Origin of the sequence: Pseudonocardia sp., assembly GCF_050246655.1 — a bacterium.
Taxonomy (GTDB): Bacteria; Actinomycetota; Actinomycetes; order Mycobacteriales; family Pseudonocardiaceae; genus Pseudonocardia.
In genome coordinates this window covers 13,034-38,776 of sequence record NZ_JBFWVQ010000053.1, presented here as the reverse complement: position 1 = coordinate 38,776, position 25,743 = coordinate 13,034, and the positions used below count along the sequence as shown (strand labels likewise).

The 25,743-nt window shown below is 73.8% G+C and carries 25 protein-coding genes; all 25 read right to left on the bottom strand.

What is annotated here, in order from left to right:
- The coding region (locus AB7J25_RS17815) for a DUF222 domain-containing protein (protein ID WP_428510430.1) at positions 1-1,125 on the bottom strand (1,125 nt) is incomplete at its 3' end.
- Positions 1,126-1,455: 330 nt separating this feature from the next.
- A complete protein-coding gene (locus tag AB7J25_RS17810) occupies positions 1,456-1,881 on the bottom strand; it encodes a Zn-ribbon domain-containing OB-fold protein (RefSeq protein WP_428510428.1) in 426 nt (141 codons plus the stop codon).
- A gap of 3 nt (positions 1,882-1,884) precedes the next feature.
- Positions 1,885-3,054 carry a thiolase family protein gene (locus AB7J25_RS17805; RefSeq protein ID WP_428510426.1) on the bottom strand — a complete coding sequence of 390 codons (1,170 nt, stop codon included), beginning with the start codon at positions 3,052-3,054 and terminating at the stop codon, positions 1,885-1,887.
- Between the two features lie 10 nt (positions 3,055-3,064).
- A complete protein-coding gene (locus tag AB7J25_RS17800; RefSeq protein ID WP_428510424.1) occupies positions 3,065-3,811 on the bottom strand; it encodes a GntR family transcriptional regulator in 747 nt (248 codons plus the stop codon).
- 47 nt (positions 3,812-3,858) lie between these two features.
- Positions 3,859-4,713 (bottom strand): SMP-30/gluconolactonase/LRE family protein, encoded by an 855-nt coding sequence (locus AB7J25_RS17795; protein WP_428510422.1) that lies wholly within the window; start codon positions 4,711-4,713, stop codon positions 3,859-3,861.
- Positions 4,710-5,144, bottom strand: a complete 435-nt coding sequence (locus tag AB7J25_RS17790) for a Zn-ribbon domain-containing OB-fold protein (protein ID WP_428510420.1) — start codon at positions 5,142-5,144, stop codon at positions 4,710-4,712. Before AB7J25_RS17790 ends, AB7J25_RS17795 begins: the two co-directional genes overlap by 4 nt.
- The gene (locus AB7J25_RS17785; RefSeq protein WP_428510418.1) at positions 5,145-6,299 is read right to left on the bottom strand and encodes a thiolase family protein; all 1,155 of its coding nucleotides are present in this window, start codon (positions 6,297-6,299) and stop codon (positions 5,145-5,147) included.
- 10 nt (positions 6,300-6,309) lie between these two features.
- Positions 6,310-7,875, bottom strand: a complete 1,566-nt coding sequence (locus AB7J25_RS17780; RefSeq protein WP_428510416.1) for an AMP-binding protein — start codon at positions 7,873-7,875, stop codon at positions 6,310-6,312.
- Positions 7,876-7,883: 8 nt separating this feature from the next.
- Positions 7,884-8,600: an ABC transporter ATP-binding protein gene (locus tag AB7J25_RS17775; RefSeq protein ID WP_428510414.1), complete on the bottom strand. Its 717-nt coding sequence runs from the start codon at positions 8,598-8,600 to the stop codon at positions 7,884-7,886.
- On the bottom strand, positions 8,593-9,375 hold the full coding sequence (locus AB7J25_RS17770; protein ID WP_428510412.1) for an ABC transporter ATP-binding protein: 783 nt from the start codon (positions 9,373-9,375) through the stop codon (positions 8,593-8,595). Before AB7J25_RS17770 ends, AB7J25_RS17775 begins: the two co-directional genes overlap by 8 nt.
- A complete protein-coding gene (locus AB7J25_RS17765) occupies positions 9,372-10,412 on the bottom strand; it encodes a branched-chain amino acid ABC transporter permease (protein ID WP_428510410.1) in 1,041 nt (346 codons plus the stop codon). Before AB7J25_RS17765 ends, AB7J25_RS17770 begins: the two co-directional genes overlap by 4 nt.
- A gap of 16 nt (positions 10,413-10,428) precedes the next feature.
- A complete protein-coding gene (locus tag AB7J25_RS17760) occupies positions 10,429-11,310 on the bottom strand; it encodes a branched-chain amino acid ABC transporter permease (RefSeq protein ID WP_428510408.1) in 882 nt (293 codons plus the stop codon).
- Between the two features lie 32 nt (positions 11,311-11,342).
- Positions 11,343-12,593, bottom strand: coding sequence for an ABC transporter substrate-binding protein (locus AB7J25_RS17755; RefSeq protein ID WP_428510406.1), 1,251 nt, complete (start codon positions 12,591-12,593; stop codon positions 11,343-11,345).
- 6 nt (positions 12,594-12,599) lie between these two features.
- Positions 12,600-13,070 (bottom strand): Zn-ribbon domain-containing OB-fold protein, encoded by a 471-nt coding sequence (locus tag AB7J25_RS17750; RefSeq protein WP_428510404.1) that lies wholly within the window; start codon positions 13,068-13,070, stop codon positions 12,600-12,602.
- 14 nt (positions 13,071-13,084) lie between these two features.
- The gene (locus AB7J25_RS17745; RefSeq protein ID WP_428510402.1) at positions 13,085-14,221 is read right to left on the bottom strand and encodes a thiolase family protein; all 1,137 of its coding nucleotides are present in this window, start codon (positions 14,219-14,221) and stop codon (positions 13,085-13,087) included.
- Entirely contained in the window at positions 14,218-15,432 is a 1,215-nt protein-coding gene (locus AB7J25_RS17740; RefSeq protein ID WP_428510432.1) for a CaiB/BaiF CoA transferase family protein, read from the bottom strand. The genes AB7J25_RS17745 and AB7J25_RS17740 overlap by 4 nt, the downstream gene beginning before the upstream one ends.
- Positions 15,432-16,685: a CaiB/BaiF CoA transferase family protein gene (locus AB7J25_RS17735; RefSeq protein ID WP_428510400.1), complete on the bottom strand. Its 1,254-nt coding sequence runs from the start codon at positions 16,683-16,685 to the stop codon at positions 15,432-15,434. The genes AB7J25_RS17740 and AB7J25_RS17735 overlap by 1 nt, the downstream gene beginning before the upstream one ends.
- Entirely contained in the window at positions 16,682-17,086 is a 405-nt protein-coding gene (locus AB7J25_RS17730; protein ID WP_428510398.1) for a Zn-ribbon domain-containing OB-fold protein, read from the bottom strand. The genes AB7J25_RS17735 and AB7J25_RS17730 overlap by 4 nt, the downstream gene beginning before the upstream one ends.
- Complete coding sequence (locus AB7J25_RS17725) at positions 17,083-18,267, bottom strand: thiolase family protein (protein WP_428510396.1); 1,185 nt, start codon at positions 18,265-18,267, stop codon at positions 17,083-17,085. The genes AB7J25_RS17730 and AB7J25_RS17725 overlap by 4 nt, the downstream gene beginning before the upstream one ends.
- A 57-nt stretch (positions 18,268-18,324) precedes the next feature.
- On the bottom strand, positions 18,325-19,527 hold the full coding sequence (locus AB7J25_RS17720; protein WP_428510394.1) for an acyl-CoA dehydrogenase family protein: 1,203 nt from the start codon (positions 19,525-19,527) through the stop codon (positions 18,325-18,327).
- Positions 19,524-20,534: an alcohol dehydrogenase catalytic domain-containing protein gene (locus AB7J25_RS17715; RefSeq protein WP_428510392.1), complete on the bottom strand. Its 1,011-nt coding sequence runs from the start codon at positions 20,532-20,534 to the stop codon at positions 19,524-19,526. The genes AB7J25_RS17720 and AB7J25_RS17715 overlap by 4 nt, the downstream gene beginning before the upstream one ends.
- Before the next feature lie 125 nt (positions 20,535-20,659).
- Positions 20,660-21,382, bottom strand: a complete 723-nt coding sequence (locus tag AB7J25_RS17710) for a GntR family transcriptional regulator (RefSeq protein WP_428510390.1) — start codon at positions 21,380-21,382, stop codon at positions 20,660-20,662.
- Positions 21,383-21,482: 100 nt separating this feature from the next.
- The gene (locus AB7J25_RS17705) at positions 21,483-23,126 is read right to left on the bottom strand and encodes a sigma-54-dependent Fis family transcriptional regulator (RefSeq protein ID WP_428510388.1); all 1,644 of its coding nucleotides are present in this window, start codon (positions 23,124-23,126) and stop codon (positions 21,483-21,485) included.
- A 46-nt stretch (positions 23,127-23,172) separates the two neighbouring features.
- Positions 23,173-24,342, bottom strand: a complete 1,170-nt coding sequence (locus tag AB7J25_RS17700; RefSeq protein WP_428510386.1) for an LLM class flavin-dependent oxidoreductase — start codon at positions 24,340-24,342, stop codon at positions 23,173-23,175.
- Between the two features lie 97 nt (positions 24,343-24,439).
- The gene (locus tag AB7J25_RS17695; RefSeq protein ID WP_428510384.1) at positions 24,440-25,657 is read right to left on the bottom strand and encodes a CynX/NimT family MFS transporter; all 1,218 of its coding nucleotides are present in this window, start codon (positions 25,655-25,657) and stop codon (positions 24,440-24,442) included.
- Positions 25,658-25,743: the final 86 nt, after the last annotated feature.

Genomic DNA, 25,743 nt, shown 5'->3' with positions numbered 1-25,743 from the left:
GCCGCCGTGTTCCCACGGTGTCAGGTGGTGGATCTCGCACCACGACGGTGGGCGCCCGCAGCGGGCGCAGCCGCGGTCGCGGGCGGTGACCGCGCGGCGTAGCCCGTCCGGGACGACCCGGGTGGCCCGGCCCACGTCCAGCGGCTGCCCGGCCCCGCCCAGCACGACCGGGACGACGCGGGCATCACAGGCGAGCATCCGCAGCGACTCCGGGGAGATCGGGCCGCCGAGATCGAGGCAGGCGGCGCGGGCGCGGTTCTCCAGGTCCTCCAGCCGCACGATCACCGACAGGTGTGGGCGTTCGCCGCCGGTGGCGGGCAGGACCTCGGCGTCGGCGTGGTCGAGCACGTGCCCGCAGGCGTCGGCCAGCGCCTCGGCCTGCCGCCGCCCCAGCGGCCGCTCCTGCGCGTCCGCCGCGTCGGTCGGGCGGGCACCTGCATCCACCACTGTGGCGATCGCGTCGAACATGGCCGCGTCGTCGAACCGGCCCTTGATCTTCCCCCCGGAACCGGACGGGTTGCGGGTCAGGATCAGCTCGTTCACCCCGGGCGCGGATGGGCGGTCGTCCGGCTCCGGCCCGTCCTGGTCCAGCATCTCGACCAGCGCGGTGCCCCAGGCCTGCAGATCCGTGGGCGAGTAGTCCCCCGCCTTCGCGGCGATCTGTTCCTCCGCTGCCGCCCACACCTCCGGCGTCAGGCGCCGCGCGGCGTCCGACCCGAGCACCCGCGCGACCACCTCGACCTGACGGGCCGAACACCCCCCGGCGGCGAACACCACCGCCGTCGCCGCCAGCCGCGCAGGCAACACCGCGCCGTCCCACCCGACCCGAGCACAGGCCTGCTCCGCCACCACCAGCCGCCGCCGGGCGTCGCCGCGTTCCCACCCCAGCAGATCCGCCAGGGCGGTGACGCTGGACCGGTAGCCACGCTCGGCGAACACCCCCCGCCGCTCCAGGTCCGCGATCGCCCCGACCGACACCCGCTCCAACACCCGGGCCGCCCCCTCGCACACGGCGAGCAGGCCGAGCAGTTCCTCATCACCCGCCGTCGGACCACCGGCGGCAACCAGCTCCGCACCGGCCTGCTCCAGCAGGCGGTGCGCGGCGGCCAGCCGATCGGGGATCACGCCGTTCAGTCTACTCGAACAAAAGTTCGAACATGGTCCGATCGGCGCAGCTCAGCGCCCGTTCGGCGAACGTAGACAGCAACGGGACGCCAGCCGATATCTGCGCGCCGGCGCCAGGGGACGGACCGCGACACGAGGGCAGTGGACCGAGGAGCCGCCGCGGCGCCTGCCCGCCGCGCGGCCGCGACCCCCGGCCGTCCCGGATCCCACTCGAAGGATGACCGCTTGATCGGCATCGGGCCCGGGCGCGGCGGGTTGTCGGTCTGCATGCGGCACAGCTCGACGACATGGCCGCTGCTGCAGCCGGATGCCCGGCAACATTGTCATTGCTCACTGTCTTGCGGCGTCGTCCACCGGGCCGAACTCGGGCAGCACGGCCGGCTCGCCGCCCGGGTGCCGGCCGACCTCGCGGAACGCAACGCCCACCGGTTCGCCGACGACCGGATCCGCGGCACCCGTCCATGTGGTGGTGATCCGCGGCCCGCTGTCCAGCCGCACCTGCACCACGACGTAGGGCACCTCGTCGCCCGCGAAGTAGCTCTTGTGGAATCGCACCCAGCTCGACACGGTGCCGGTACCGGCGTCGCCCACCCAGCCCGGGGCCGGGGCGAAGTCGCGGGGGCACACCGGCCCGGGCGGCCAGAACGCCGCACCGCAGCGCGTGCACCACGGGATGCGCAGCTCGCCGCGCGCGGCGCCGTCGAGATGCTCGACGTCCTCGGGATACCGCGCGGGCAGGGGCCGGGCACTCGTCACGGCTCACCGGTCCTTCACGAAGACGATCGAGTCGCCGAACGGGGTGGCCCACTGGACCACCTCGCAGCCGGGCACCTGCCGCTCTCCCGCCTCGCCCCGGACCTGGCGCGCCGCCTCCACCATGTGCCCCCAGCCACACAGGTGGGCCTCGGACAGCAGCCCGCCCGCCGTGTTGGTCGGCAGCGCGCCACCCAGCTCGATCCGGCCGTCCTGGATCCAGTCGAGCCCCTCACCCTCGCCCGCGAACCCGAACCGCTCCAGAACGAAGACGACGTTCGGCGAGAACGCGTCGTACAGCTGGAGCGCGTCGACGTCGGCCGGTCCGGCCAGCCCCGCCATCGCGTAGACGGGGTTGCGCACCGGACGGCGGGTGTCCGACTGGGTGAAGACCCCGAGCCCTGGCGGGGCGAAGATGAACTCGTCGCGGCCGCAGTGCAGGCCCTGGATCCCCGCCACGACGACGGGCGGCTGGCGCAGGTCGCGGGCCCGTTCCAGCGTCGTGACGAGCACGCCCGCGCCGCCGTCGCTGAGCAGGGCGAAGTCGGGCCGGCGCAGCGGCTCGACGACATAGGGCTGGGCCGCGTACTCGGCGAGCCCCAGCGGTTCGGTCCGCTGCGCGCCGGGATTGCGCCGGGCGTGGCGGCGGAACGCGATCGGGACGGCCGCGATCTGCCCCGGGTCCTGCCGGTAGCGGGCGCAGTAGCGGCGGAACGCCATCGCGGCGCCCCCGCCCGGCGCCGTCATCCCGTACTGCGGCGACTCGCCGTGCGAGCCCCCGCCCTGCCGGGACCCCTCCACGTCGCCGGAGCCGCCGACGGTCCCGAGCGCGGAGAACGCGACGCCGCCCACGCACGCCGCGACCTCCGCGGTGCCAAGCGCCACGGCCTGGATCGCGGCCTGCAGCGCGGGCCCGACGAACCGGCCGTGGCTCCAGGTCTGCAGCGCGGCGCGGATGCCGAGCCCGAATGCCTCCGCCATCCGGTCGTAGTCGGCGGCGAGGGGGTCGCCGACGTTGGTGAAGAGCCCGTCGACGTCACCCGGGGCGAGGCCGGCATCGTCGAGGGCGAGGCGCAGCGCCTCCGCGGAGAGGTCCAGCGGGCTGCGTGCGGACGCGCGCGCGACCGCCGTCCTGCCCACCCCGACCACCGCGACCTGGCGGACCGGTCCGAGCACGTCGCCCGCCTCAGCCGGTCTCGCGCACGTGCGCCGCGTCGAGGTGGTTGCGCAGCAGCCGCCCCGCGTGCAGGACGTGGTCGTGCATGGCGGCGGTGGCGCTGCTCGCGTCCCGCGCCCGCAGCGCCGCGAGGATCGCCTCGTGGTCCTTGCAGCTCGCCTCCGGGTAGCCCTCGATCAGGGCGAAGAAGCGGCGCGGCACGTAGCGCACCGCCACCGAGAGCAGCAGCGCCAGCTTCGGCGCGTTCGCGGACTTGTTGATGATGCGGTGGAACTCGTGGTTGAGCTCCTCGACCGCCTCGATCTGACCGGCCGCCGCGGCGGCGACGAGCCGTTGCTGGACGGTGTGCAGCAGGTCGAGCTGCTCGGCGGTGAGCTCGCCCGCCGCGCGCCCCGCGAGCTCGCCCGCGAGGTGCGCCTGCGCGGTGAAGAGGTCCTCGATGTCCGAAGGGCGCAGCTGCAGGACGCGGAAGCCCCGCCGCGGTTCGAGGGCGAGGAAGCCCTCCCCGCGCAGCGCCAGGAGGCCTTCACGCACCGGCGTGGGGCTGATGCCGAGCTCCGCGGCAAGGCGTTCGGTGCGGATGAACTCGCCCGCCTTCACCTGGCCGGCCATGATCATCTCGCGGACGTGGGCCTCGACCTCCGCCGGAAGCTGCTTGCGCCCGGCGAGCCTGCCCGGCCGCCCGCGCTGGACGGCGGACGGCCCGCCGCTCCCGCCCGGCGGCGCGGGAGGTGGCCCACCCCCTGCCTCGCTCACCGCTGCGCCGCTTCCGCGCACGCACGACGTCCTGCGGGCATGTGCCCTCACCCCCCGCCACTCCCCGGCACCGGTGTCCCCGCCGCCGGCCTCGCACCCTTCGCCACCGCGTCGACGGCCAGCACCCGGCCGCCCTTGGCCGCGGTGACGACGAGGACGTCGAGCTCCGGGCCCGCGAAGCATAGATTGGTGGGGAACGTGGGCCCGGCGAAGCGCAGCGGCTCGCGTTCGCGGCCGTCCGGGTCGAACACCGCGACGAGGTCCGCGTCCGGGGACGCCGCGTACAGGTTGCCGTCGGCGTCGAAGGCCAGTCCGTCCGGGCTCCCCGCGGAGAGCGTCGCGAACACGCCGAGCGGCTGCAGGGTCGAGCCGTCCCAGCCGTAGCGCAGGACCCGGCCCGTGCGGGTCTCGGCGACGTACAGGAACTCGCCGCAGGCATCGAAGGCGAGGCCGTTCGGGTACGCGATCCCGCCGGCCAGCTCCTCGACACCTCCGCCGCGCGGGTCGAAGGCGTGCACCCGCCCCGGGGTGCCACCCGGATCGGTGAACCAGATCCGCCCGTCGGGCCCCTCGACGAGGTCGTTCGGGGCGAGCAGCCCCGCCGCCACGACGTCCTCGACGACGCCGTCGACGATCCGCTGCAGACCCGGGGCGGCGGGCCGGTCCGACCTGCTGGCCACGATCGTCCCGCCGTTCTGCGCGACCCAGACGGCACCCGTGGCGTCCTCGGCGAGGCCGTTGGGGCCACCCCCGGTCTCGGTCCGCCCGGTGACCCCGCCGCCGAGGTCGAGCTCGTAGACCAGGCCGCGGGTCATGCTCGTGACGATCAGGCGGCCCGCCCGCGTCCAGACCGGGCCCTCGGTGAAGCCGATGTTCGCCGCGATCTCCCTGGTGCGCCTCACGTGCTCTCCTCCTCGGTCGTCGGTCGTGCGATCTCCCACCGCGGGACGACGCCCGGCGAACCGTCCGCGAACGTGCAGTCCTCGAACACCAGGCGCAGGGGTGTGCCGACGGCGAGCGCGCCCGCGGCGCCGTCGTCGACGTCGCCGATCATCAGCGGACCCTCGGCCAGCTCGACCGCGACGACGACGTAGGGCGCAGGGAAGCCCGGGAAGTAGGCCCGGTGGAACCGGGCCCAGGACACGGCGCGCCCGGATCCGCGGACCTCGTCCCACTCCGCGTCCGCGCCGAGGCAGCGCGGGCAGCACGGCGCGGGCGGGTAGCGGACGTGGTGGCAGGCCGTGCAGCGCTGCAGGCGCAGCTCGCGATGCGCGACGTGGGCCCAGAAGACGTCGTCGTCCGGGCTGCGCACGGGGTTCGGCCGGGTGCGCATCTACCGCCCCTTCCGGTAGAGGATCGACGTGACCTTCCCCGCGGCGTCGCCGATGTACTGGACGTGGCGCAGGCCCGGCTGCTGGCGCGCTCCGGCATGGCCCCGCAGCTGCCGCACGGCCTCGACCTGGTGGCCCCAGCCCTGCATGTAGGAGCCGGACAGGTGGCCGCCCGCGGTGTTGACGGCGAGGCGGCCACCGGGGCGCAGGCCGCCGCCGGCGAGGAACGCGTCCGCCTCGCCCTCGGGGAAGAAGCCGAAGCCCTCCAGCGCGACGGGCACGTGGATGCTGAAGCTGTCGTAGATCTGCACGCAGGCGACGTCCTCCGGCCCCACGCCGCTCGCCTCGCGCAGCTGCGCGGCGGCGCGCCGGTGCGCGGGGTGGTAGAGGTCGCCAAGCCGGGGACGCAGCGAGGTCGCCTCCCGGTCGGCCTCGGCCCGGCCGAACGCCGCGACGGTCACCGGCGGCGGCCCCAGGCCTGCGGCCCGGTCCGGCGTGGTGAGGATCAGGCACACCCCGCCGTCGTTGACCAGGCAGTAGTCGAGCAGGTGCAGCGGCTCGACGACGTACGGGCTGGCCAGGTAGTCCGCCACCGTGAGGGGTCGCGTCATCACGGCCCCCGGCGTCGTCGCGGCGAACCGGCGCTGGTGGACGGCGACCTCGGCGAGCGCCTCCTCCGAGAGGCCGTGCACCTCGCGGTAGCGCCGTGCCATGAGCGCGTAGAGCGCGCCCTGCGAGGTCAGCCCCCATGGCGCGAAGTAGTCGTAGGCCAGGAAGAGCGCCGCCCCGGGGGTGGCCGCCCCGCCGTAGCGCACCCCGGCGCTGCGCTGGTCGTTGCCGTAGACCAGCGCGACGCACCCGGCCGCGCCGGTGGCCAGCGCCATGGCGGCGAGCCAGACGGCGTGCGCGTGGTCGCCGGTCGCCGCCCAGTGCGGGTCGAGGCCGAGGATCTCCGCGGTCCGCTCGGCCGCGAGCGGCGGTCCCGCGACGAGACCGTCGACGTCGTCGCGGCACAGCCCGGCGTCGGCGAGGGCCCGCCGGAACGCGTCGACCCCGTAGGAGTACGCGTCCCGCGGCGGGCGGTCGGGCTCGCGGCGACGTCGGTAGTCGTCGGCATAGTCGGTCTCCCCGACGCCGACGACCGCCGCCGCGCCCACCGGGCCGCCGCTAGGCATCGAGCCGGGCCTGCAATGCGCGCTTGCTGACCTTGCCGGTGTCGGTCAGCGGGAGGTCGGAGGCCCCCATCACGACGAACCGGGACGGCACCTTGTAGCTCGCCGCGCGCGACCGCACGTGCGCGGTGAGCTCGTCCTGCAGCGCCGCCTCGTCGGGCACCGGGTGCCGCGGCACGACGACGGCCGCCATCACCTCGTCGCCGTGGCCGTCGGGGACCCCCATGACGTACACCTGGTCGACGGCCGGGTGGGTGGCGAGGATCTCCTCGACCTCGGCGGGCGCGATGTTGATGCCCTTGATCTTCATGAGCTCCTTGCGCCTGCCCACGAAGTGCAGCCGGTCGTCCCCGCCGAGCCACCCGAGGTCCATGGTGCGAAACCAGCCACCCGGCCGGAACGCCTCGGCGTCGAGGTCGGGCGAGTCGAGGTAGGCGTCGATGACGCAGCCGCGCAGCTCCACCTCCCCGGTCTCGCCGGTGGCGCACGGCTCGCCCCGCTCGTCGACGATCCGGATCTCCTGCGTCGGGACGACCGTGCCCTGGGTGTGCAGCACGACTTCGAGGGGGTCGCGGGCGTCGGTCATCGTGGAGTGCCCGTAGGCCTCGGTGAGCCCGTAGACCGAACACACCTCGGTGACGCCCAGCCCCTCGATCACCAGCCGCTTGTCCTCGGCGGTGAAGCCCGCCGTGCCCGTGCGCAGCGAGGAGATGTCGTGCTCGCCGAACCGGGAGGCCGCGAGCAGCGAGCGTGTCGTCGTCGCGAGGCCGTAGTAGACGGTGCACCGCTCCCGCTCGATGAACTCCAGCGCCGCGTCGCCGTCGACGCGCTCCTGCAGGCAGAGCGTCGTCGCGTGGGTCAGCGCCACGGGCAGCGCGTTGGCGCACCCGTAGCCGAAGAAGAAGGGTGCGGCGATCCAGAGGCGGTCGCCCGCCCGCAGGTGCTGGCGCCGCGCGATCTCCCGGCCGTTGTGCACGAGCGGCCCGTGGCGCAGCGGGACGGGCTTCGGACGTGCCGTGCTCCCGCTCGTGAACAGGACCAGCGCCAGGTCGGCGGGCCCGACCGGCACCGCGTCGAACCGGGCGGGCGCCACACCGTCCGGGAGCTCCGCCCCGCGGGGCCAGGTCAGCGCGCCGAGGTAGCCGTCGCCGCCACAGCCAGGGAACCGCCCGCCGTACCCGGCAGCGGCGAGGTCCTGGAGCACGGGCCTGCCGAACAGGTCCTCGGTCGTGACCACCATCCGCAGCGCGGCGGTGTCCACCACGTAGGCGTACTCGGAGGAGCGGTACCAGGTGTTGATCGGCACCGCGGTGAGCCCCGCGAGGTGCGCGCCGAGCGCGGCGGCGATCCAGCGCAGCCCGTTCGGCAGCAGCACCCCCACCCGGTCGCCCGGTCGCAGGCCGGCCGCGGCGTAGCACGCGGCCATCGCCTCGCACCGGACGAGCAGCTCGGGGAACGTGACGCGGCCGTCGGGCGCCACGACCGCCTCGATCTCCGGGTACCGGGCCGCCAGCTCGTGCAGCAGCGCCGGGACGGTGTGCAGCCGCTCGTCGAGGATCATCGTGCTCCTCACCTGTGTCCGGTGGTGCCCAGGAAGGCCTCCTCGAGCGCGGAGGCGTTCTGCAGCTCGGCGGACGTGCCGTCGAGGACGACGCAGCCCCGTTCCATGACGTAGCCGCGCGAGCAGATCGCGATGGTGTCCGCGACGGACTGCTCGACGACGAGGATCCCCATGCCGGGCTCCCGCTCGTGGATGAGCGCGAGCCGCTCGAAGACCTCGTCCACGAGCTTGGGGGCGAGCCCCGTCGACGGCTCGTCGAGCAGCAGCATCCGCGGCTGCGCCATCAGCCCCCTGCCGATCGCGAGCATCTGCTGCTCGCCGCCGCTCATCGTCCCGGCGGCCTGGCCCAGGCGGTCCTTCAACCTCGGGAAGATCTCGAAGACCATGTCGCGGCGGTCCTGCAGGCGGCCGCGGTCCGCCTGCACCGGGACCATCAGGTTCTCCAGGACCGTCATCCCGGGGAAGAGCCCGCGGCCCTCGGGCACGTGCACCAGCCCCGCCTTCGCGATCTCGAAGGCGGGCGTCCCGCGCAGGTCGAGCTCGCCGAAGCGCAGGCTGCCCGCGGTCACGTCGGCGAACCCGAACAGCGCGCGGAACAGCGTCGTCTTCCCCGCCCCGTTCGAGCCGAGGATCGCCACGATCTCGCCGGCGTCGATCCGTACCGACACCTCGTGCAGGATCCGGACCTGGCCGTAGCCTGCCGAGAGCCCCTCGATCTCAAGCATGCTTCCTCCACCTCGCACCGAGGTAGGCGTCGATCACCGCGTCGTCGCGGGCGACCTCGTCGGCGGGGCCGTCGGCGATCACGGCGCCCTCGTTCATGACGATGAGCCGCGCGCAGAAGCGCATGACCGCCCCGATCAGGTGCTCGATCATCACGACGGTCAGGCCGTGCCGCCCGGCGAGCTCCTCCACGACGTCGAGCAGGTCGCCGATCTCCGCGGGCCGCAGCCCGGCGAGCACCTCGTCGAGGAACACCACGCTCGCGTCGGAGGCGATGATCCGGGCCAGCTCGACCTTCTTCATCTCGACGATGTTGAGGCTGCTCATGGGCGTGCCCGCCTTCCCGTCGAGGCCGAGCAGCGCCAGCGCGTCCCGGGCGGTCGCCCGGGCCGCCGACACGTGCGTGGTCCCGGCGAGGGCGCCGATCATCACGCTGTCCAGGGCGGTCAGCGCCGGGAACGGGTTGGCCACCTGGTAGGTGCGGGCGAGCCCCAGCCGGAAGCGTGTGTGCGGCGTGCGGGTGGTGATCGCGAGGCCGTCGAGCAGCACCTCGCCCTCGGAGGGCCGCAGGTCGCCGGTGACGAGGTTCGTCAGCGTGGTCTTCCCCGCCCCGTTCGGCCCGAGCAGGCCGATCCGCTCGCCGTGCCGGGCGGTGAAGCTGACGTCACGCACGGCGCGCAGCCCGCCGAAGCGCTTGCCGAGGCCGCGCACCTCCAGCCGCACCGGCGCGTCGATCCCGGTCGTCGCACCGGCTCCGGCGCTCTCCCCGCCGCTCACGACGCGCTCCCGGACGTCCCGGCCGACAGCACCCGCTCGGGGTGCGCCGCACCGCCCGGCGGCCCCGTCTGCGGCGGCCCGCCCCGGGGCCGCCACCGCGCGCGCAGGGCGGCGAGGCCGTCGGCGAGGAACGGGTAGAGCCCGCGCCGGGACCAGAACGCCACCACCAGCAGCACGACGGCGTAGGTCAGCTCGTTGAGGCCGGGCACGTGCGAGAAGTAGGTGGCCGTGAACTCGCTCAGCGGGATCACGATCGCCGCGCCGATGAGCGGGCCCAGCACCGTCCCCGAGCCGCCGATCAGGACGATGAGCAGCGCCTGCACCGAGATGATCGGGCTGTAGACGCCCTCCGGGTTGAACACGAACGACAGCTGGCTGTACAGCCCGCCCGCGAGCGCGGAGAACACCGCCCCGATGGCGAAGGCGATGAACTTGTACCGCAGGGTCGGCACCCCGGACGCCTCGGCGGCCCGCTCGTTCTCCCGGATCGCCACGAAGTAGCGGCCGGTGCGGGTGCCCTCCAGCCGGGCCGTGAAGAACAGCGAGCCCGCCACGAGCACGGCGGCCGCCACGTAGTAGGGCAGGCTCTCGTTGAACTGGAAGTAGGCCAGCGACTCCCCCTTGTACGGCCGCGGCACCTCGTAGAAGCCGAAGTAGCGGGTGAGCGTGCCCATGATCAGCGGGATCGTCAGGGTCGCCAGGGCGAAGTAGAGCCCGGACAGGCGCAGCGTCACGAGCCCGATGAGCGCGGCGAGCAGCAGCGACGCCACGACCCCCACGGCGATGCCGACGTACGGCGTGATGTCGTAGGTGGCGAACAGGATGGTCGTGGTGAACGCGGTGAGCCCGAAGAAGGCGCCCTGGCCGAGCGAGATCGGGCCGGTGTAGCCGGAGACGATGTTCCAGCCCGTCGCCATCAGCGCCCACACGGCGGTGAGCGCCATCGTGTGCGCGGCGGTCTCCGAGGTGAGCCCGTAGAGGCCCCCGAGGACCAGCAGCGCGCATCCGATCAGCGCGGTTCGGTAGGTGCGGAGCACGGTGTCCTCCTTCCGTTCAGACGCTGATGCGGAACTGGTCGGTGGCCTTGCCCAAGATCCCCTGCGGGCGGAGCACGAGGAACCCGAGGAAGAGCACGAACACGAGCGCGTTCTGCAGCTGGATGTCGAGGTAGGTGCTGCTCAGCACCTGGACGACGCCCACGACGATGCCGGCGATCATCGTTCCCGGGATGCTGCCGAGGCCGCCGAGCACCGGGACGACGAACATGAGGATCAGGAAGCCCCACGCCGCCGTCGGGTCCACGGGCGAGGACACGATGAACACCCCGCCGACCACCCCGGCGAGCGCCACCGAGAGCACGAACGCGATGCCGTAGACGCGGCGGATGTTGATGCCCATGTACTGCGCCGCCTCGCGGTTCTGGGAGGTCGCCCGGATCATCGCGCCGAGTGCCGTGCGCCGGATCACCCACCAGGTGGCGGCGAACGCGACCATCGAGACGACCAGCCCCATCAACTGCCCGTAGTTGACGAACAGCCCGCCGACCTGCCACGCCGTGTCGGCCCACCAGGTCTGGATCGACCGCGGCTGCGGTGAGAAGACGATCAGCGCGAGGCTCTGGATGATCAGAGCGAAGGCCAGGGTGGCGATCATCTGCGAGCGCTCCCCCAGCGGGACGAGGGGACGGACCAGCAGGCGGTCGAGCACCCACCCCAGCCCCGCCATGAGCACCACGACGACCGGGAGCAGCAGGAACGGATCGGCCCCGGTGACGCTCCAGAGCACGAACGCCAGGTACATCGCGACGAGCACGAGGTGCCCGTGGGCGAAGTTCACGAAGTGGATGACACCGAGCACGATCTGCTTGCCGAGGCCGAGGACGCCCCAGACCGCGCCGACGAGCACCCCGTTGATCAGGGCCTGCACGAGAAGCACTGCCGCTCACCCCTTCCGGAAGCCGGTGCGGCCTAGGAGGTCGCGCCGCCGAGGGTCGGCCAGATCGGCCCGCCCTGCGCCCGGTCGACCGGGTATACGGTCACGGTCCGGCCGTCCTGCCACTGCACGAGCACCGCGACCCGGTCGACGGCACGGCCGGTGTCGTCGAACCGGACCCGTCCCGCGGGCCACGGCGAGCCCGCAGGCCCACCCGTCACGTCGGTGGCGGCCAGCGCGTCGCGGATGGCCTCCGGATCCCGCGTGCCCGCCCGCTCGATCGCCTCCTTGATCAGGTACATGTGCGAGTAGGTGGCGAAGTGGTACTGCTGGGGGAAGGGGTCGCCCGCGTCGCGCACCTTCTGCGCCAGCTCCTCCTGGCCCTTGAACGGCGCGGCGGAGGCGACGGCGAACGTGCCGTTCACGGCGTCGGCGCCGAGGGCCTCGACGAACGCCCCGCTGAGGTAGGGCGCGCCGGAGAGCACCCACGGGACCGGGGTCATGCCCTGCTCGACCTGCTTGCGGGCGATCTTCTGGATGTCGCCGATGCTCGATCCCACGAGGAGCAGCTGCGGCCGGCTGGAGCGGATCTGCTCGACCACGGGGGTGGCGTCGCGCAGCGTGCCCTCCTCGACCGTCTGGTCCATCACGATGTCCCAGCCGTTCGCCGGGGCGTAGGTGGTGCGGAGCTGGTCCGCCGCGCTCGTGGCGACGACGTTGACGCCGTTGACGATGCCGACCCGGTCGACCGCCACGCCGTTGTCGGCGGCCAGCTCCTGGACGGCCTTGACCCAGAGGTCGGTGAACTCGGAGGTCTTCGGGCTGGTCGCGAAGACGAACCGGAAGCCCCGCTCGGTGATCTTGTCCTCGTATGACATGGTCAGCCACGGGATGCTGCGGCGCTCGGCCACCTCGGTGACCGCGAGCGTGGTCGAGCTGATGCCCGTGCCCTCGCCCGCGACGACACCCTCGCTGAGCGCGCGGTTGGCGGCCTGGACGGCCGTCGCGACGGACTCGCCCGCGTCCTCGACCACGAGCTCGACCTTCGCGCCGCCGAGCGCCTGGATGCCCCCCGCGGCGTTGATCTCGTCGATCGCGATCTTCGCGCCGATCGTCTTCAGCCTGCCGGTGTCGGCGTAGGGCCCGGTGTTGTGCACGATCATCGCGATCTTGACCGGATCGTCGGCGTCACCGGCGCCCTCGCCGGAACCGCACGCCGTCAGCAGCGCGGCGACGAGGAGGACAGCGGAGCCGACACCCCACCGCCGTCGGGAAGTCCTTGGCATCGAAACTCACCGTCCTGTCTGGTTGGTGGCTGTGTGGTCTGCGTCGTGGTCTGCGCCGTGCTCCGCTTCGTGGTCCGGGTCGACGGGCCGGAAGCGGACCGCCGGCTCGTGCGTGGCGAAGACGGCCTCCACCGCCATGCCCACGCGGATCTCCTGCAGCGGGACGGCCACGATGTTGGTGATCACCTTCGGCCCCTCGTCCAGTTGGACGACCGCGACGTTGTAGGGCGGCTGGGGTGCGGGATCGGGCAGGTAGGCCTTGTGGAACACGCCGAAGGACCAGACCCGCCCACGCCCGCCGGTGGTGATCCACTCGGCCGCGCCAGGCGTCGCGCAGGCCGGGCAGACCGCGCGGGGCGGGAACTGGGCCGTCCCGCAGGACGTGCAGCGCCGCACGCGCAGCTCGCCCGCAGCGAGTCCCTCGTGGAAGGTGTCGAGCAGCCGCGCCTCGGGCGTGACCGGTGGCCGTCGGTCCATGGCCTGCTCCATCGCTACCGCTCCGTTCCGTAGACGACCGTCGAGACGACCGGCGACGAGCAGACGTACTGCACGACCGACGCCCCCTCGACCTGCCGGTCGCCGCACTCGCCGCGCAGCTGGCGGACGGCCTCGACGGTGAGCCCCCAGCCCTGCATGTAGCTCTCCGAGAGGTGGCCGCCCGAGGTGTTGAGCGGGAGCTCCCCGCCCAGGCCGATGCGGCCGTCCTGGATCCACTCCCCCGACTCGCCCGGTCCGCAGTAGCCGAGCCCCTCCAGGGCGAACAGGACGTTCGGGCTGAAGTTGTCGTAGACCATCAGGGCGTCGACGTCGGACCGCTCCCGGCCGGCCATCCGGAACGCCCGCTCGCCGACGTCGCGCAGCGCGCCCGCCCAGAAGTCCTCCGGTGGGAAGTCCGACCCGACGAGCTGGCCGGTCTGCGCGGCACCGAGGATGTAGACCGGCGGCTTCGGCCGGTCCACCGCCGCCTCCGCCGCGGTGATCACCATCGCGACGCCGCCGTCGTTGATCAGGCAGTAGTCGAGCAGGTGCATCGGTTCGACGATGTAGCGCGAGGCGAGGTAGTCCTCCAGCGAGACGGGCTTGCGCATCACGGCGTTGTCGTTGAGCGCGGCGTGCGCCCGAAACGTCATCGACACCGCAGCGAGCTGCTCCTCGCTGGTGCCGTAGAGGTGCCGGTGGCGCTGCAGCATCAGGGCGTAGAACGCCCCCGGCGACGTCATCCCGTACGGGAGCGTGAGCGACGGGGAGGTGCCGTACGCCTCCCCCGCCGATCCGTAGGTGGCCCCGCCGGATCCGCCGTCGTTGCCGTAGACGAGCGCCACCGTGCGGCACAGCCCGCTGCGGATGGCGGCCACGGCGAGCTGCACCGACGCCCCGGACATCCGGCCCTCCGCCGGCAGCTGCACCGCCCAGCGCGGCTGGATCCCGTGGTGCGAGGCGATCGCCTCGTAGCTGCTCACCCGGTTGACGATCAGGCCGTCGATGTCGGCGCTGGTCAGGCCGGCGTCGTCGAGCGCCGCCAGCAGCGCCCAGCCGCCGAGGTCGTTCGCCGAGTACCCGGGCAGCTTGCCGAACTCGGTGGTCCCCACGCCGACGACCGCGGCGGTGCCGCGCAGCTCCTCGTTCACGTCCTACCTCCTCGGGTGGCGGGCACGTCGGCGGCGGGCGGTGCGCCCGCGACGCCCGCGGCGACGAGCCGTTCGATCTCGTCCGGGTCGTGGCCGAGCTGCGCGAGCACGGCGCGGGTGTCGCCTCCGATCGCGGGCACGGCGCCCGTCGGGCGCGGCAGCTCCTCGTCGCGGCGCCGCCAGGGCAGCCCCAGCGCGGGCCCCACCCCGGTCTCGACGACCTGCTCCAGCGCCTGCACCTGGGGATGGGCGACGAGCTCGGCGTGGTCGTTGACCGGTACCCCGATGCCGTCGCTGCGCACGATGTGCTCCATCAGCTCCGCGGTCGGGAACCGGCGGAAGTACGGCTCCAGCGCCACGCGGAGCTCGGCCATGTGCGGCATCCGCAGCGCGCGGGTGGCGAACCGCGGGTCGTCGAGCAGCGCCTCGGCGCCGATGTCGTGGCAGAACCGCTGCCAGGCCTCCTCCGAGCGCAGCGGCTGCCCGTAGTAGAGCCGCCCGTCCGCGGTGGGGATGCCCTGGTCCGGCGGGTAGGTCGCGGCGTTGCAGTGGAAGCCGGTCCACTCGTCCGGGTCGTCGAGCGCGGCGATCATCACCGTGCCGGTGCCCAGCAGTGCGCCGAGCTGCGACACGGCGGCATGCTGGCCACCGACGGCCTCGCGGGCGAGCAGCCCCGCGAGCACGGCGTGGAACGCGGTGCAGCCGGCGAGCACGCCCCCCACGTCGGCCCCGAGCCGCACGGGCGGCGCGTCGAGGCCGCCGAGGTAGCGGTGGACACCGGACAGGCTCTGCACCTCCAGCTCCGAGGCCGGCAGGGCCGACCACGGCCCGACCTCGCCCAGCGGGGTCACCGCGCAGTCGACGAGGCCCGGGGTGACGCGCCGCAGGGCGTCCGGGTCGAGGCCCCGCGACGCCGCCTCGGCGACCGTCAGCTCGTGCAGGAACACGTCGGCGTCCGCGAGCAGCGCGCGGAGCAGGTCGCGGCCGGGTTCGGCGTCGAGATCGAGCACCACCGACTCCTTGCCCCGGTTGAGGTGCGCGGCCGCGGCCCCGTCGGAGCCGATCCACGGCGGCCCGACGGACCGCAGCCAGTCCCCGGCGGCCGGTTCGATCTTGATCACCCGCGCGCCGAGGCCGGCCAGCAGGAGCGAGCAGTACGGCCCCGACACCCCCGTCGTGGTGTCGACGACCGTGATCCCGTCGAGCACCATCACGGGAGCTCCTCGCTCGCGCTCGTCGCCCGTGACCGGATCGCTGTGTCGAATGGTGACCTCGCAAGCTCGGTCACTGCACGCACCTCCGCGAGGATCTCCGCGCCGTCGCGGCCGGGCGTCACGACCGCCCCCGGCGTCGGCGGCGTCTTCTCGAAGCTCCACAGCGGGCCGGCCAGCGGGATCGTGTCCCCGCCGGGGTGCGGTACCCGCACGACGGCGCCTGCCGCCGCGAAGTGGCCGTTGACGTCGACGTCGTCCTCCAGGGTGTGCGGGCGCACGCAGGGCACCCCGGCCCGCGGGAGCCGCCTGCTCCACCAGTGCGCCGGCCTGCTCGCCAGCGCCTCCTCCAGGGCGGCGTCGATCTCGGCGCGGTGGGCCACCCGTCCCGGCCCGGTCGCCAGGCGCGGGTCCGCCGCCTGCTCGGCCAGCCCCGTCGCCGCGCAGAGCGCCACCCACTCGCGATCGGTGCGGGCGGTGAGCGCGACCCAGGCGCCGTCCTGGCAGCGGTAGGCCCGCGACGGCACCAGCGTCGCCGTGCCGCTGCCGTGCGGGACCGGCGGCACCCCGGTGGCGAAGTACTCGGCCAGCCGCGTGGTCTGCAGCGCGATCGAGGCCTCCATCTGGGAGGTGCGCAGGTACTGACCGCGCCCGGTGCGCCGCCGGGCGTGCAGCCCGACGAGCACGGCCGACACGAGGTACATCGACGTCGTCAGGTCGATCATCGCGACGTAGCGCAGGACCTCGGGGCCCTCGCCGGGGTGGCCGTTGAGCGCGGCGAACCCGGAGAAGGCCTGACCCTGCGGGTCCGTGCTGCCCATCGCCGCGAGCGGGCCCGCGTCGCCGAACGAGCTGGACGCGCAGTACACGAGGGTCGGGTTGTGGTCGCGGAGCTGGTCGTAGCCCAGGCCGAGGCGGTCCATCGTGCCGGCGCGGGCGTTCTCGACCACGACGTCGGCCGCGGCCGCCAGCCGCAGCGCGACCTCGCGGTCCGCCGCGTCCTTGAGGTCGAGCACGACGCTGCGCTTGCCGAGGTTGCACGCCGAGTACGTGGTGGGCTCGCCGCGACGGGTGGGCTGCACCATCCGGATCGGGTCGCCGTAGGGCGGGTCGACGCGCACGACGTCCGCCCCGAGCTGCGCGAGCAGGGTGGCCGCGTACGGCCCGACGGCGTAGGCGGTGAGGTCGAGCACCCGGATCCCGGCCAGCGGGCCGCTCGGCGCGGCCGCCCCCGCGGGCCACGCCGCGCTCACGATCCCGCCCCGGCGAGCTCGAACGTCGGGATCGGATGCCCCTCGCGCTCCTGCCACACCAGCCGGACGGGCGCCCGCCACGTCACCGTCCCGCCGCCGGCGAGCAGACCCTCGATCCGCGGCCCCTCGGCCAGCTCGACGAGGACGACGGTGTAGGGCACCGGGAACGCGGGGTGGTACTGCCGGTGGTACTCGACCCAGGACTGGACCTCGCCGCGCCCGGAGAGCGCGACCCACTCGTGGCCGGGCGCGAAGCACGCGGGGCACACCGGCCCGGGAGGCAGCCGCAGGGCGCCGCAGTCGGTGCAGCGCTGGGCGCGCAGCTCGCCGGCGCGGGCGTGCTCCCAGAACGGGGCGGTGTCGGCGCCGACCACCGGCGCGGGCCACGTCCGGCCGGTCATCGGGCCTCCTTCGCGAGGATGAACGAGTCACCGAACGCCGATCCCCACTGGGCGAGCTCGACGCCGGGCAGCTGGCGCTCGCCCGCGGTGCCGCGCAGCTGGCGGGCCATCTCGACGACGTTGTTCCAGCCGGAGACGTGCGCCTCGGCGAGCAGCCCGCCGTTGGTGTTGACCGGCAGCGGGCCGGTCGCGGCGATCCCCCCGCCCGCGCAGAACTTCGCCGCCTCGCCCTCGGCGCAGAACCCCAGCCGCTCGAGGGTGAACCAGACCAGCGGGGAGAAGGCGTCGTAGCAGTAGAGGGCCTGCACGGCGGAGCGGTCCACGCCGGAGCGCCCGTACACGGCCACGTCGCGGGCGCTCGGGCGGAACCCGGTCATCTCCTGCTGCGCGAGGCCGAGGCCCGGACGGCCGAACACGAACTCCCCGCGCCCGCCGGGCAGCGACTGGGTCCCCAGGATCGTGAGCGGCGCGGGCGTGTCGCGCGCCTGCGCCGCCGGCATCACCAGCACGGTCGTCGCACCGTCGGTGACCTGCGCGAAATCGTGCACCCGCAGCGGTGCCACGATGAGCCTGCTCGCGAGGTAGCGCTCGACGTCCAGCTCCTCGGTGCGCCACGCGGCCGGGTTGCGGCGCGCTCCCGCGCGCGCCGCGACGGGCACCGCGCCGAGATCGGCCTCCGACGCGCCGTAGCGCTGCATGTAGAGCCGGGCGGCGAGCGCGGCACCGCTGGCGGGCGCCATCAGGCCCACGTGCGGGGCCTCGCCGTGCGAGCCGCCGCCCTCCCGGGACGCCTCGTGGTCCTCGGCGCCGCCGAGCTGGGCGAACACGGAGAACTTGGACGCGCACACGAGCGCGACGCAGCGGCACAGACCCGCGGCCACGGCCGCCGCCGCCTGCTCGACGGCCGTGCCGAGCCACCGGCCGTGGGTCCACATCTGGAGGTTGAGCTCCGTCTGCAGGCCGGTCAGCGCGCAGAACTGGTCGTAGTCGATCCCCGCCGGGTACCCCATGTTCGTGACCAGGCCGTCGACGTCCGCACGTTCCAGCCCGGCGTCGGCGAGGGCGGCGCGCAACGACTCGGCGGCCAGATCCGTCGGCGAGCGGTCCGGGAAGCGCCCGAAGGCGGACGTCCCGACGCCGACGACCGCCGCCGCGGCGGACAGCCGGTAGTTCGTTCCCATCGCGACCTCTTCGTCTGCGAGTTCGTCTGCGAGTTCGTCTGCGAGCAGGTGCTGGCCTCAGTAGGACCTGGGCATCCCCAGGACGTGCTGGCCGAGATAGGCGAGCACGAGGTTGTTGTTGACCGGTGCGGTCTTGTAGAGCCGCGTCTCCCGGAACTTGCGTTCGACGTCGAACTCCGCGGCGAAGCCGTAGCCGCCGTGGGCGTCCATGCAGGCGTTCGCGGCCTCCCACGACGCCTCCGACGCGAGCAGCTTCGCCATGTTCGCCGCCTCTGCGGCGGGCAGGCCCGCGTCGAACAGCCGGGCGGCACGCCGCTGGACGAGGTCGGCCGCGGTGACCGCGGCGTAGGCGTGCGCGATCGGGAACTGCACACCCTGGTTGGCCCCGATCGGCCTGCCGAAGACGACGCGATCGGTCGCGTAGCGCGCGGCGCGCTCGCAGAACCAGCGCCCGTCGCCGACGCACTCGGCGGCGATGAGGATGCGTTCGGCGTTCATGCCGTCGAACACGTGCCGCAGGCCCGCGTCCTCGGTGCCCACCAGCGCGTCGGCCGGCAGCTCGAGGTCGCGGAAGAAGACCTCGTTCGTCGCGTGGTTCATCATCGTCCGGATCGGCCGCGCCTCGATGGCGTCACCCGCCTCGCGCAGGTCGACGAGGAACAGGCTCAGCCCGTCGGTGCGGCGCATGACCTGGTCCTTCGGCGTCGTCCGGGCCAGCAGGAGCATGAGGTCGGAGTGCTGGAACCGCGACGTCCAGATCTTCTGCCCGTTGACCAGCCAGCCGGCCTCGGTGCGCTCCGCGCGGGTGCGGATGGCCGTGGAGTCCGAGCCGGCGTCGGGTTCGGTGACCCCGAAGCTCTGCAGCCGCACGCGGCCCGCGGCGATCTCCGGCAGCCAGCGCTGCTTCTGCTGCGCGGAGCCGTGCCGCAGCAGCGCCGCCATCACGTACATCTGGGCGTGGCAGGCCGCGGAGCTCGCGCCGCTGGCGTTGATCTCGCCGAGCACCGCGGACGCCTCCACGAGCCCGAGCCCGCCGCCGCCGTACTCCTCGGGGACGAGCACGGAGAGCCAGCCCGCCTCGGTGAGCGCGGCGACGAACTCCTCGGGGTAGGCGTCCAGCGCGTCGACCCCGCGCCAGTACTCGTCACCGAACCGGTCGCAGAGCTGACGGACGCCGGCGCGGATGTCCGCCACCGTCGTGTCCTCGGTGTCCGGGGTGTCCCCGGTGTCCGGCAGGCGACGAGCCTGGACGGAGGTCACGGCACGATCACCGCCCGGCCGACGATGCGGCGCGCGTCGAGGTCCTCGAACGCGCGCACCACGTCCGCGAGGGGGTACTCGGCCACGACGGGGGTGACCGTGCCCTCGGCGACGAGGGCCATGGCGTCCACGAACGTCGACATCAGGGTGGAGGCCGAGCCCGTGATCACGGCCTCCTTGCCGAACACGAACGCGGGGTGGAAGCCGACCCGCTCGCCGGTGACCTGGCCGGTGAACACGTAGCGCCCGCCGTGGGCGAGACCACGGAAGCACTGCGAGAAGACCTTCGGATGGCCGACGTTGTCGAGCACAACCTCGGCGCCGCGGCCGTCCGTGACGTCCATGATCTCGCGCCAGTAGCCGTCGTCGGCCGTGGTCACGACGTGGTCCGCGCCGAGCCCCTTGAGCTGTGCGGCCTTCTCCGCCGAACCGGTCAGGGCGATCACCCGCGCGCCCAGGGCGGCGGCGACCTGCACGCCGTGCAGCCCGAGCCCGCCGCCCGCGCCCGTCACGACGACGGTCTCGCCGGGCAGCAGGCGGGCGATCCGGCGCAGTGCCTGCAGGCAGGTCCCGACGGCGCACGCCACGACCGACGCCGCGGCGAGGCCGACGCCGTCGGGGACCGGCAGGAGCGTCGACTCCTTCGCCGTCACGAACTCGGCGAAGCCGCCGTAGTTGAACACCCGGTCCGGGCACTGGATCTCGCGACCGGCGAAGCACGCCGGGCAGCGGCCGCACGTCGTGAACTGCTTCTTCGCGACCCGGTCGCCCGGCCGGACGCGCTGGACCTTCGCGCCGGTCTCGACCACGGTGCCGGCGATCTCGTGCCCGAGGATCTCCGGAAGGGGGATGGTGGTGAGCCCCATCCGGTCGGCCTGGTCGTGCCCGCACATCCCGCAGGCGGCCACCTCGACGAGCACCTCGTCGTCCGCAGGGACGGGCCGGTCGGTCTCGGTGAGCCGGACGGCGTCGGGGCCGCCGGTCTCGTTCAGGACTGCTGCTCTCACCGTGAGGTCCTCGACTCTCCTGGGTGCTCGCGCACGTGGGCTGGGTCTCACATCGGCGGCAATAGACTAGATTCTATATTCTGCAGACTCAAGCCCTTCATGCATCTCCTCTCGGAGAGCGGGCCTCAGCCCGAGGTCAGGGCCCCGCCGGAGTCCAGGAAGGCCTCCAGGACCTCCCCGATGTGCTCGATGTAGCGGCGCATCGCCAGCGCCGCCGCGTCCGCGTCGCGGCGCCGGATGGCATCGACGATCTCCGTCCGCCGCTCAGCGGCCGGGTAGACGTGGTGGGCCCGGAAGAAGTTCCGCGGCACGTGGCGCAGCGCGATCGCGAGCAGCAGGGCCAGCTTCGGCGCGTCCGCCGCATGGTTGATCATGCGGTTGAACGCGAAGTGGAGCTCCTGCACGGTGTCCCCGTCGTCGCGCTCCGCCGCCGCCGTCAGCTCGTCCTGGATGCGCGCCAGCTCGTCGATCTGCGCCGACGACATCCGGGCGGTCGCCCGGCGGGCGAGCTCGGCGGACAGGTAGGCCTGCACGGCGAAGATGTCCTTGAGGTCCGCGCGGCGCAGGCCCACCACCCGGAACCCGCGGTAGGGCTCCAGCGTGAGGAAGCCCTGGCTGCGCAGCGCCTGCAGGCCCTCGCGCACGGGAGTCTGGCTGACCCCGAGCTCGTCGGCGAGCCGCTCGGCGTTGAGCAGCTCACCGGGCCGCAGCTGACCGGTGAGGATCATCTCCCGGACGTGCTCCTCGACCTCGGCGGAGAGCTGGCGGCGCGCGCCCAGCTTCCCGGTCCCGCCGAGCGCGCCGGGAGCCGACTTGTCGCCCTGCGGCGAACGACCGGGCGCGACCATCTGACACCTCGGAGCCTCGCGGGTGGAGCGAACACGCTACCGAGACCGGCTCGTCGAAGGCGCCGCTGGTGTTCCACGGCAGCCGCTACCGGCGGCTGGCTCAGATCCGGTAGGTGCGGATCTTCGCGTAGAGCGCGGTGCGGGAGATGCCGAGCTCGCGGGCGGCGGTGGACTTGTTGCCGCAGTGGGCGCGCAGCACCGCGGAGATGACGGACAGCTCGGCGCGCTCCAGCGGGGTGAGGGCGCGGCGCTCGGTGGCGTGGCGGATCTGCGCGGGCAGCACGTCCAGGCCGACCGTGGGCCCCTCGGCGTCGCGGGCGGCGTCCCGGACGACGCGGACGAGCTCGGCCAGGTTGCCCGGCCAGTGGTGACGGCGCAGCCCGGCGACGGCGTCGGCGGCGAACGACCACCCGTCCCGGGACCGCCGCAGCTCGGCCTGGGCGAACGTGACGACGGCGTCGGGGTCGTGGCGCAGTGGCGGCAGCGTGACGGTGCCGGCGGACAGCTCGTCGAGCAGCAGCGCCGCGGCCGGTCCGGGCGGAGCGCCGTCCGGCACGGTGACGGTGAGCCCGACCGGTCCGGTCGCACCGTCGAGGACAGCGCTGACGGCGCGCGCCGCGGCGATGTCGAGCAGCTCGACGTGGCGGACGATCAGCGCTCCGCCGAGGTGCTCGCGCAGCCGGGCGATCCAGGAGGCGGCGCCGTCCGCGGTGTAGGTGGCGGCGTCGAGGACGGGGACCTGCTCGCCGAGCGCAGCGCGCAGTACGGTCCGCTTTCCCGCGCCCGCCTCGCCGGACACCGCGACGGGGCCGTGCGCGGCGATCACGCCGGCCCGCCGGACGGCGGCCGCCCACGGGTCGCCGGGCATGGCGGTGGGGCGGCGGGGCGCGGGTGGCTCGTCGAGGGTCACGACGGCGCCCGCCGCCCGGCCGTCGTCGTCGAGGAGCCGGACGCGGGCGGTGAGGTCGGCGGGCAGCGCGACCCGGGCGCCGTCGAGGCTGCTGGAGCGCACCTCGTCCCAGAGATCGGCGCGATCCAGCCCCAGGTCGACGGCCTGCGGGTTCGCGATGACCAGCCCCTCGCCGACCACGGCGACCGCCCCGGACGTGCGTCGCTTCGCGTCGAGGAACGCGGCGAGGAGGCGCCGCTCCCGGCCGGTGGCCCGCTCGCGCAGCGCCGCGACGATCTCGTCGACCAGCCCGCGCACGACGACGGCGAGCAGCGAGTTGGTGTCCGCCGCCCGGCACGTGACGTTGACGGCGCCGACCGTCCGGCGCGTGACGGGGTGGCGGACCGGCGCCGCGACGCAGGTGACGTCGTGGAACCGCTGCACGTAGTGCTCCGATCCCCGCACCACCGCGAGCCGGCCGGTCTCCAGGGAGGTGCCGAGCCCGTTGGTGCCGACGAACTCCTCGCCGAAGCAGAAGCCCTCGATGACGGAGAGGTCGTCGAGGGTGTTGCGCAGCATCGGTTCGGAGACCCACCGCCAGATCACGCTGCCGCTGGGGTCCGAGAGCGCGAGGCAGGAGCGGTCCCCGACGAGCAGCTCCGCCGTCCGCGTCATGATCGGGACGGCGACCCGGGCGAAGTCGGTGTCCAGGTCGGTCTCGACGAACGGGACGTCGACGTGCTCGGGATCGACCCCGCTGATCCGGGAGCGGCGCCACGACGTCAGAACGTCGCGGCGCACACCGCGCGGCTCCTCGCCCGCCTGGAACAGCTCCCAGGTCTGCCTGGTCCCCATCGACCCTCCTCCGGCCTCCATCCTGAACGGCCGGGGCGGGGACCGGTCAAGCCTTCTCGGCCTTCTCCTGCTCGTACTTCTTCGTCATGTGCGCGACGGCGTCGAGCTGCGTCTGGGCGTGCGCGGTGCGGGTCAGGGTGGCCCGGTCCTTGGCGGCGAGGGTGCCCGCGGCCTGGCCCTGGAACTCGGGGAACACGAACTGGGAGATGAGCTCCCACGAGCGTTTCGTCGCCTCCGGGTCGGCCCACTCGTGGCCGAGCAGCAGCATGCAGCCGAAGCCGCCCGACTGGTCGACGAGCTTCTGCACCTGCGCCTTCGCGTCCTCGACGGTGCCGATCGCGCCGATGCCGGCCTCGTTGACGAAGTCGATCATCTCCTTGAGGTCGCCGCCCTCGACCCCCATCTGCGGGAAGGCCGCCACCTTCTGGAAGTAGCGGAACCAGTGCTCGATGCCGTACTCGACGTCGCGGTAGGCCTGTTCCCGGGTCTCGGCGATGTGCATGAGGCCGACGAGGCGCCACTTCGAGCGGTCCGGGGTCGGCTGCCCGAAGTGCGCCGCCCGCTCCTCGACGACGTTCCAGTGGTGGGCGAGCGCGTCGAACCCGTCCGCGGTGAGGGTGGCGCCGATCGAGAGCAGGCCGACGCCGTGCCGGCCCGCCATCCGCGGGCCGGTGGGCGAGGCGACCGCCGCGACCGCGACGTCGAAGCACGGGTCGGAGTACGGCGCCAACTGCAGCTGCGCGTCGATCAGGTGGTGCGTCCTGGTCTGGGCGTTGACGACCTCACCGCGCAGCAGGCGCATGATGATGTCGAGGTTGACCTCGAGCAGCTCGCGGGTGTCGGTCGGGTTGAGCCCGATCATCGCCGAGTCCGTCGGCAGCGAACCGGGCCCGCAACCCAGCATGGCGCGGCCGCGGGTGAGGTGGTCCAGCAGCACCATCCGGTCCGCCACCCACAGCGGGTTGTGGTAGGCGATCGAGGTGACGCCGGTGCCCAGCTTGATGTGGCGGGTGCGCTCCGCCGCGGCCGCGATGAAGATCTCGGGCGAGGCGATGATCTCGCTGCCCGCCGAGTGGTGCTCCCCGATCCACGCCTCGTCGTAGCCCAGCCGGTCCAGGTGCTGGACCAGCTCGAGGTCGCGCTGCAGCGCCAGCGTGGGGTTCTGACCTGGCTTGTGGAAGGGCGCAAGGAACGTGCCGAAGCGCAGACGGCTCACGGGAACCTCCGGGGTCGACCTCGATGTCGTCCCGGCCAGCATGACCCGAGTCACGTCCGCGCGAGTGTGCGGAAAGTGGACAGGGTTCCGGGCATGCTCAGACGGTGGCGACGTCCCGCGTCCGGGCCGAGGCGAGCCCGGCGACCAGCAGGACGAGCACGGCCGCCAGCACCACGAGCAGCGGTGCGGTCCACCCGCCGGTCGCCTCGTGCACGGCGCCGACCACCAGCGGCCCGGTGGCCGCGACGGTGTACCCGCCGCCCTGGACGAGGGCGGACATGCGCCGGTTCTCGTCCAGGTCGCGCGCGGTGAGCACGACCAACGCGAAGATCACCGTGAGGCCCCCGCCCTGCGCGGCGCCGCCGACGGCACTCCACACGGGCCAGGCGCCCGGAGCGAGCAGCAGCCCGAGCGGCAGCGCGAGCCAGGCGAGCCCGACGACCAGCACCGCGATCCGGGGGTCCGCCGCGAGCCGGAGCAGGACGGGCACGCCGAACGCGCCGACGAGCGCGGCGATCTGGAACACCGACGCGCTCACCCCGGCTGCCGCCGTGCTCATGCCGAGCTCGTCGCGCAGCAGGAGCGGCAGCCACGCCGTCACGCCGTAGTAGGCGAACGCCTGCCCGGCGAAGGCCAGCGTCAAGCCCCACACGACCGGCCTGCGCCACCACGCCGTCCGGTCCGCCGGCACGGGCGGCCGCGGGCCGGACGCGTCGCCGTCGGCCGCCGCGCGCATCGCCCACCACCACACCACCGCCGCGACCAGGACCATCAGCGACCATGCTGCGAGCGCCACCCGCCAGTTCGTCGCACCGGCGATCGGCGCGGTGAGCGAGAGGGTGAGCATCGACCCGAGGTTCAGCGCCGCCGTGTACATCCCGAGGACGGCGCCGGCGTGCCCGGCGAGGTCGCGCCCGATCACGACCGGCACGGCGACGTTCCCGACCGTGATCGCCGCCCCGATGAGCAGGGTCCCGGCGATCGCCTCGGGCAGATCGCCCGTCGACCGGACGAGCGTCCCGGCGACCAGCACGCCCAGCGCGAGCAGCACGCCCCGGCGCAGGCCCAGCCACCGCAGGAGCAGCGCCGCGGCGGGGGTCGCGAGGCCGAAGCACAGTACCGGCAGGCTCGTCAGCAGCCCCACCGTCGCGGCGTCGATCCCCAGGTCCTCCTGGATCGCCCCAGCGACGGGCGACACGGCGACCAGCGGGCCGCGCATGTTGAGGGCGAGCAGCAGGATCGCGCCCACGAGCAGCACGGGGGCGGTGGCGGCCTGCCGGGCCGGGGACCGGGTCGTCGAAGCGGCGGTGGTCACCGCATCCACCCTGACAGCCGGCACGACTCCTCGCCGCAAGTAGTGAGCAATGACAAACGGCTCGGCGGGCCCGGTCCTCAGGAGGC

Bases quoted from the DNA above. Each gene is read 5' to 3' on its own strand.
- AB7J25_RS17730 (WP_428510398.1), bottom strand. From the start codon at position 17,086: ATGACCGGCCGGACGTGGCCCGCGCCGGTGGTCGGCGCCGACACCGCC.
- AB7J25_RS17780 (WP_428510416.1), bottom strand. From the start codon at position 7,875: ATGATCCTCGACGAGCGGCTGCACACCGTCCCGGCGCTGCTGCACGAG.
- AB7J25_RS17755 (WP_428510406.1), bottom strand. From the start codon at position 12,593: ATGCCAAGGACTTCCCGACGGCGGTGGGGTGTCGGCTCCGCTGTCCTC.
- AB7J25_RS17790 (WP_428510420.1), bottom strand. From the start codon at position 5,144: ATGCGCACCCGGCCGAACCCCGTGCGCAGCCCGGACGACGACGTCTTC.
- AB7J25_RS17710 (WP_428510390.1), bottom strand. From the start codon at position 21,382: ATGGTCGCGCCCGGTCGTTCGCCGCAGGGCGACAAGTCGGCTCCCGGC.
- AB7J25_RS17775 (WP_428510414.1), bottom strand. From the start codon at position 8,600: ATGCTTGAGATCGAGGGGCTCTCGGCAGGCTACGGCCAGGTCCGGATC.
- AB7J25_RS17725 (WP_428510396.1), bottom strand. From the start codon at position 18,267: ATGGGAACGAACTACCGGCTGTCCGCCGCGGCGGCGGTCGTCGGCGTC.
- AB7J25_RS17705 (WP_428510388.1), bottom strand. From the start codon at position 23,126: ATGGGGACCAGGCAGACCTGGGAGCTGTTCCAGGCGGGCGAGGAGCCG.
- AB7J25_RS17740 (WP_428510432.1), bottom strand. From the start codon at position 15,432: ATGGTGCTCGACGGGATCACGGTCGTCGACACCACGACGGGGGTGTCG.
- AB7J25_RS17750 (WP_428510404.1), bottom strand. From the start codon at position 13,070: ATGGACCGACGGCCACCGGTCACGCCCGAGGCGCGGCTGCTCGACACC.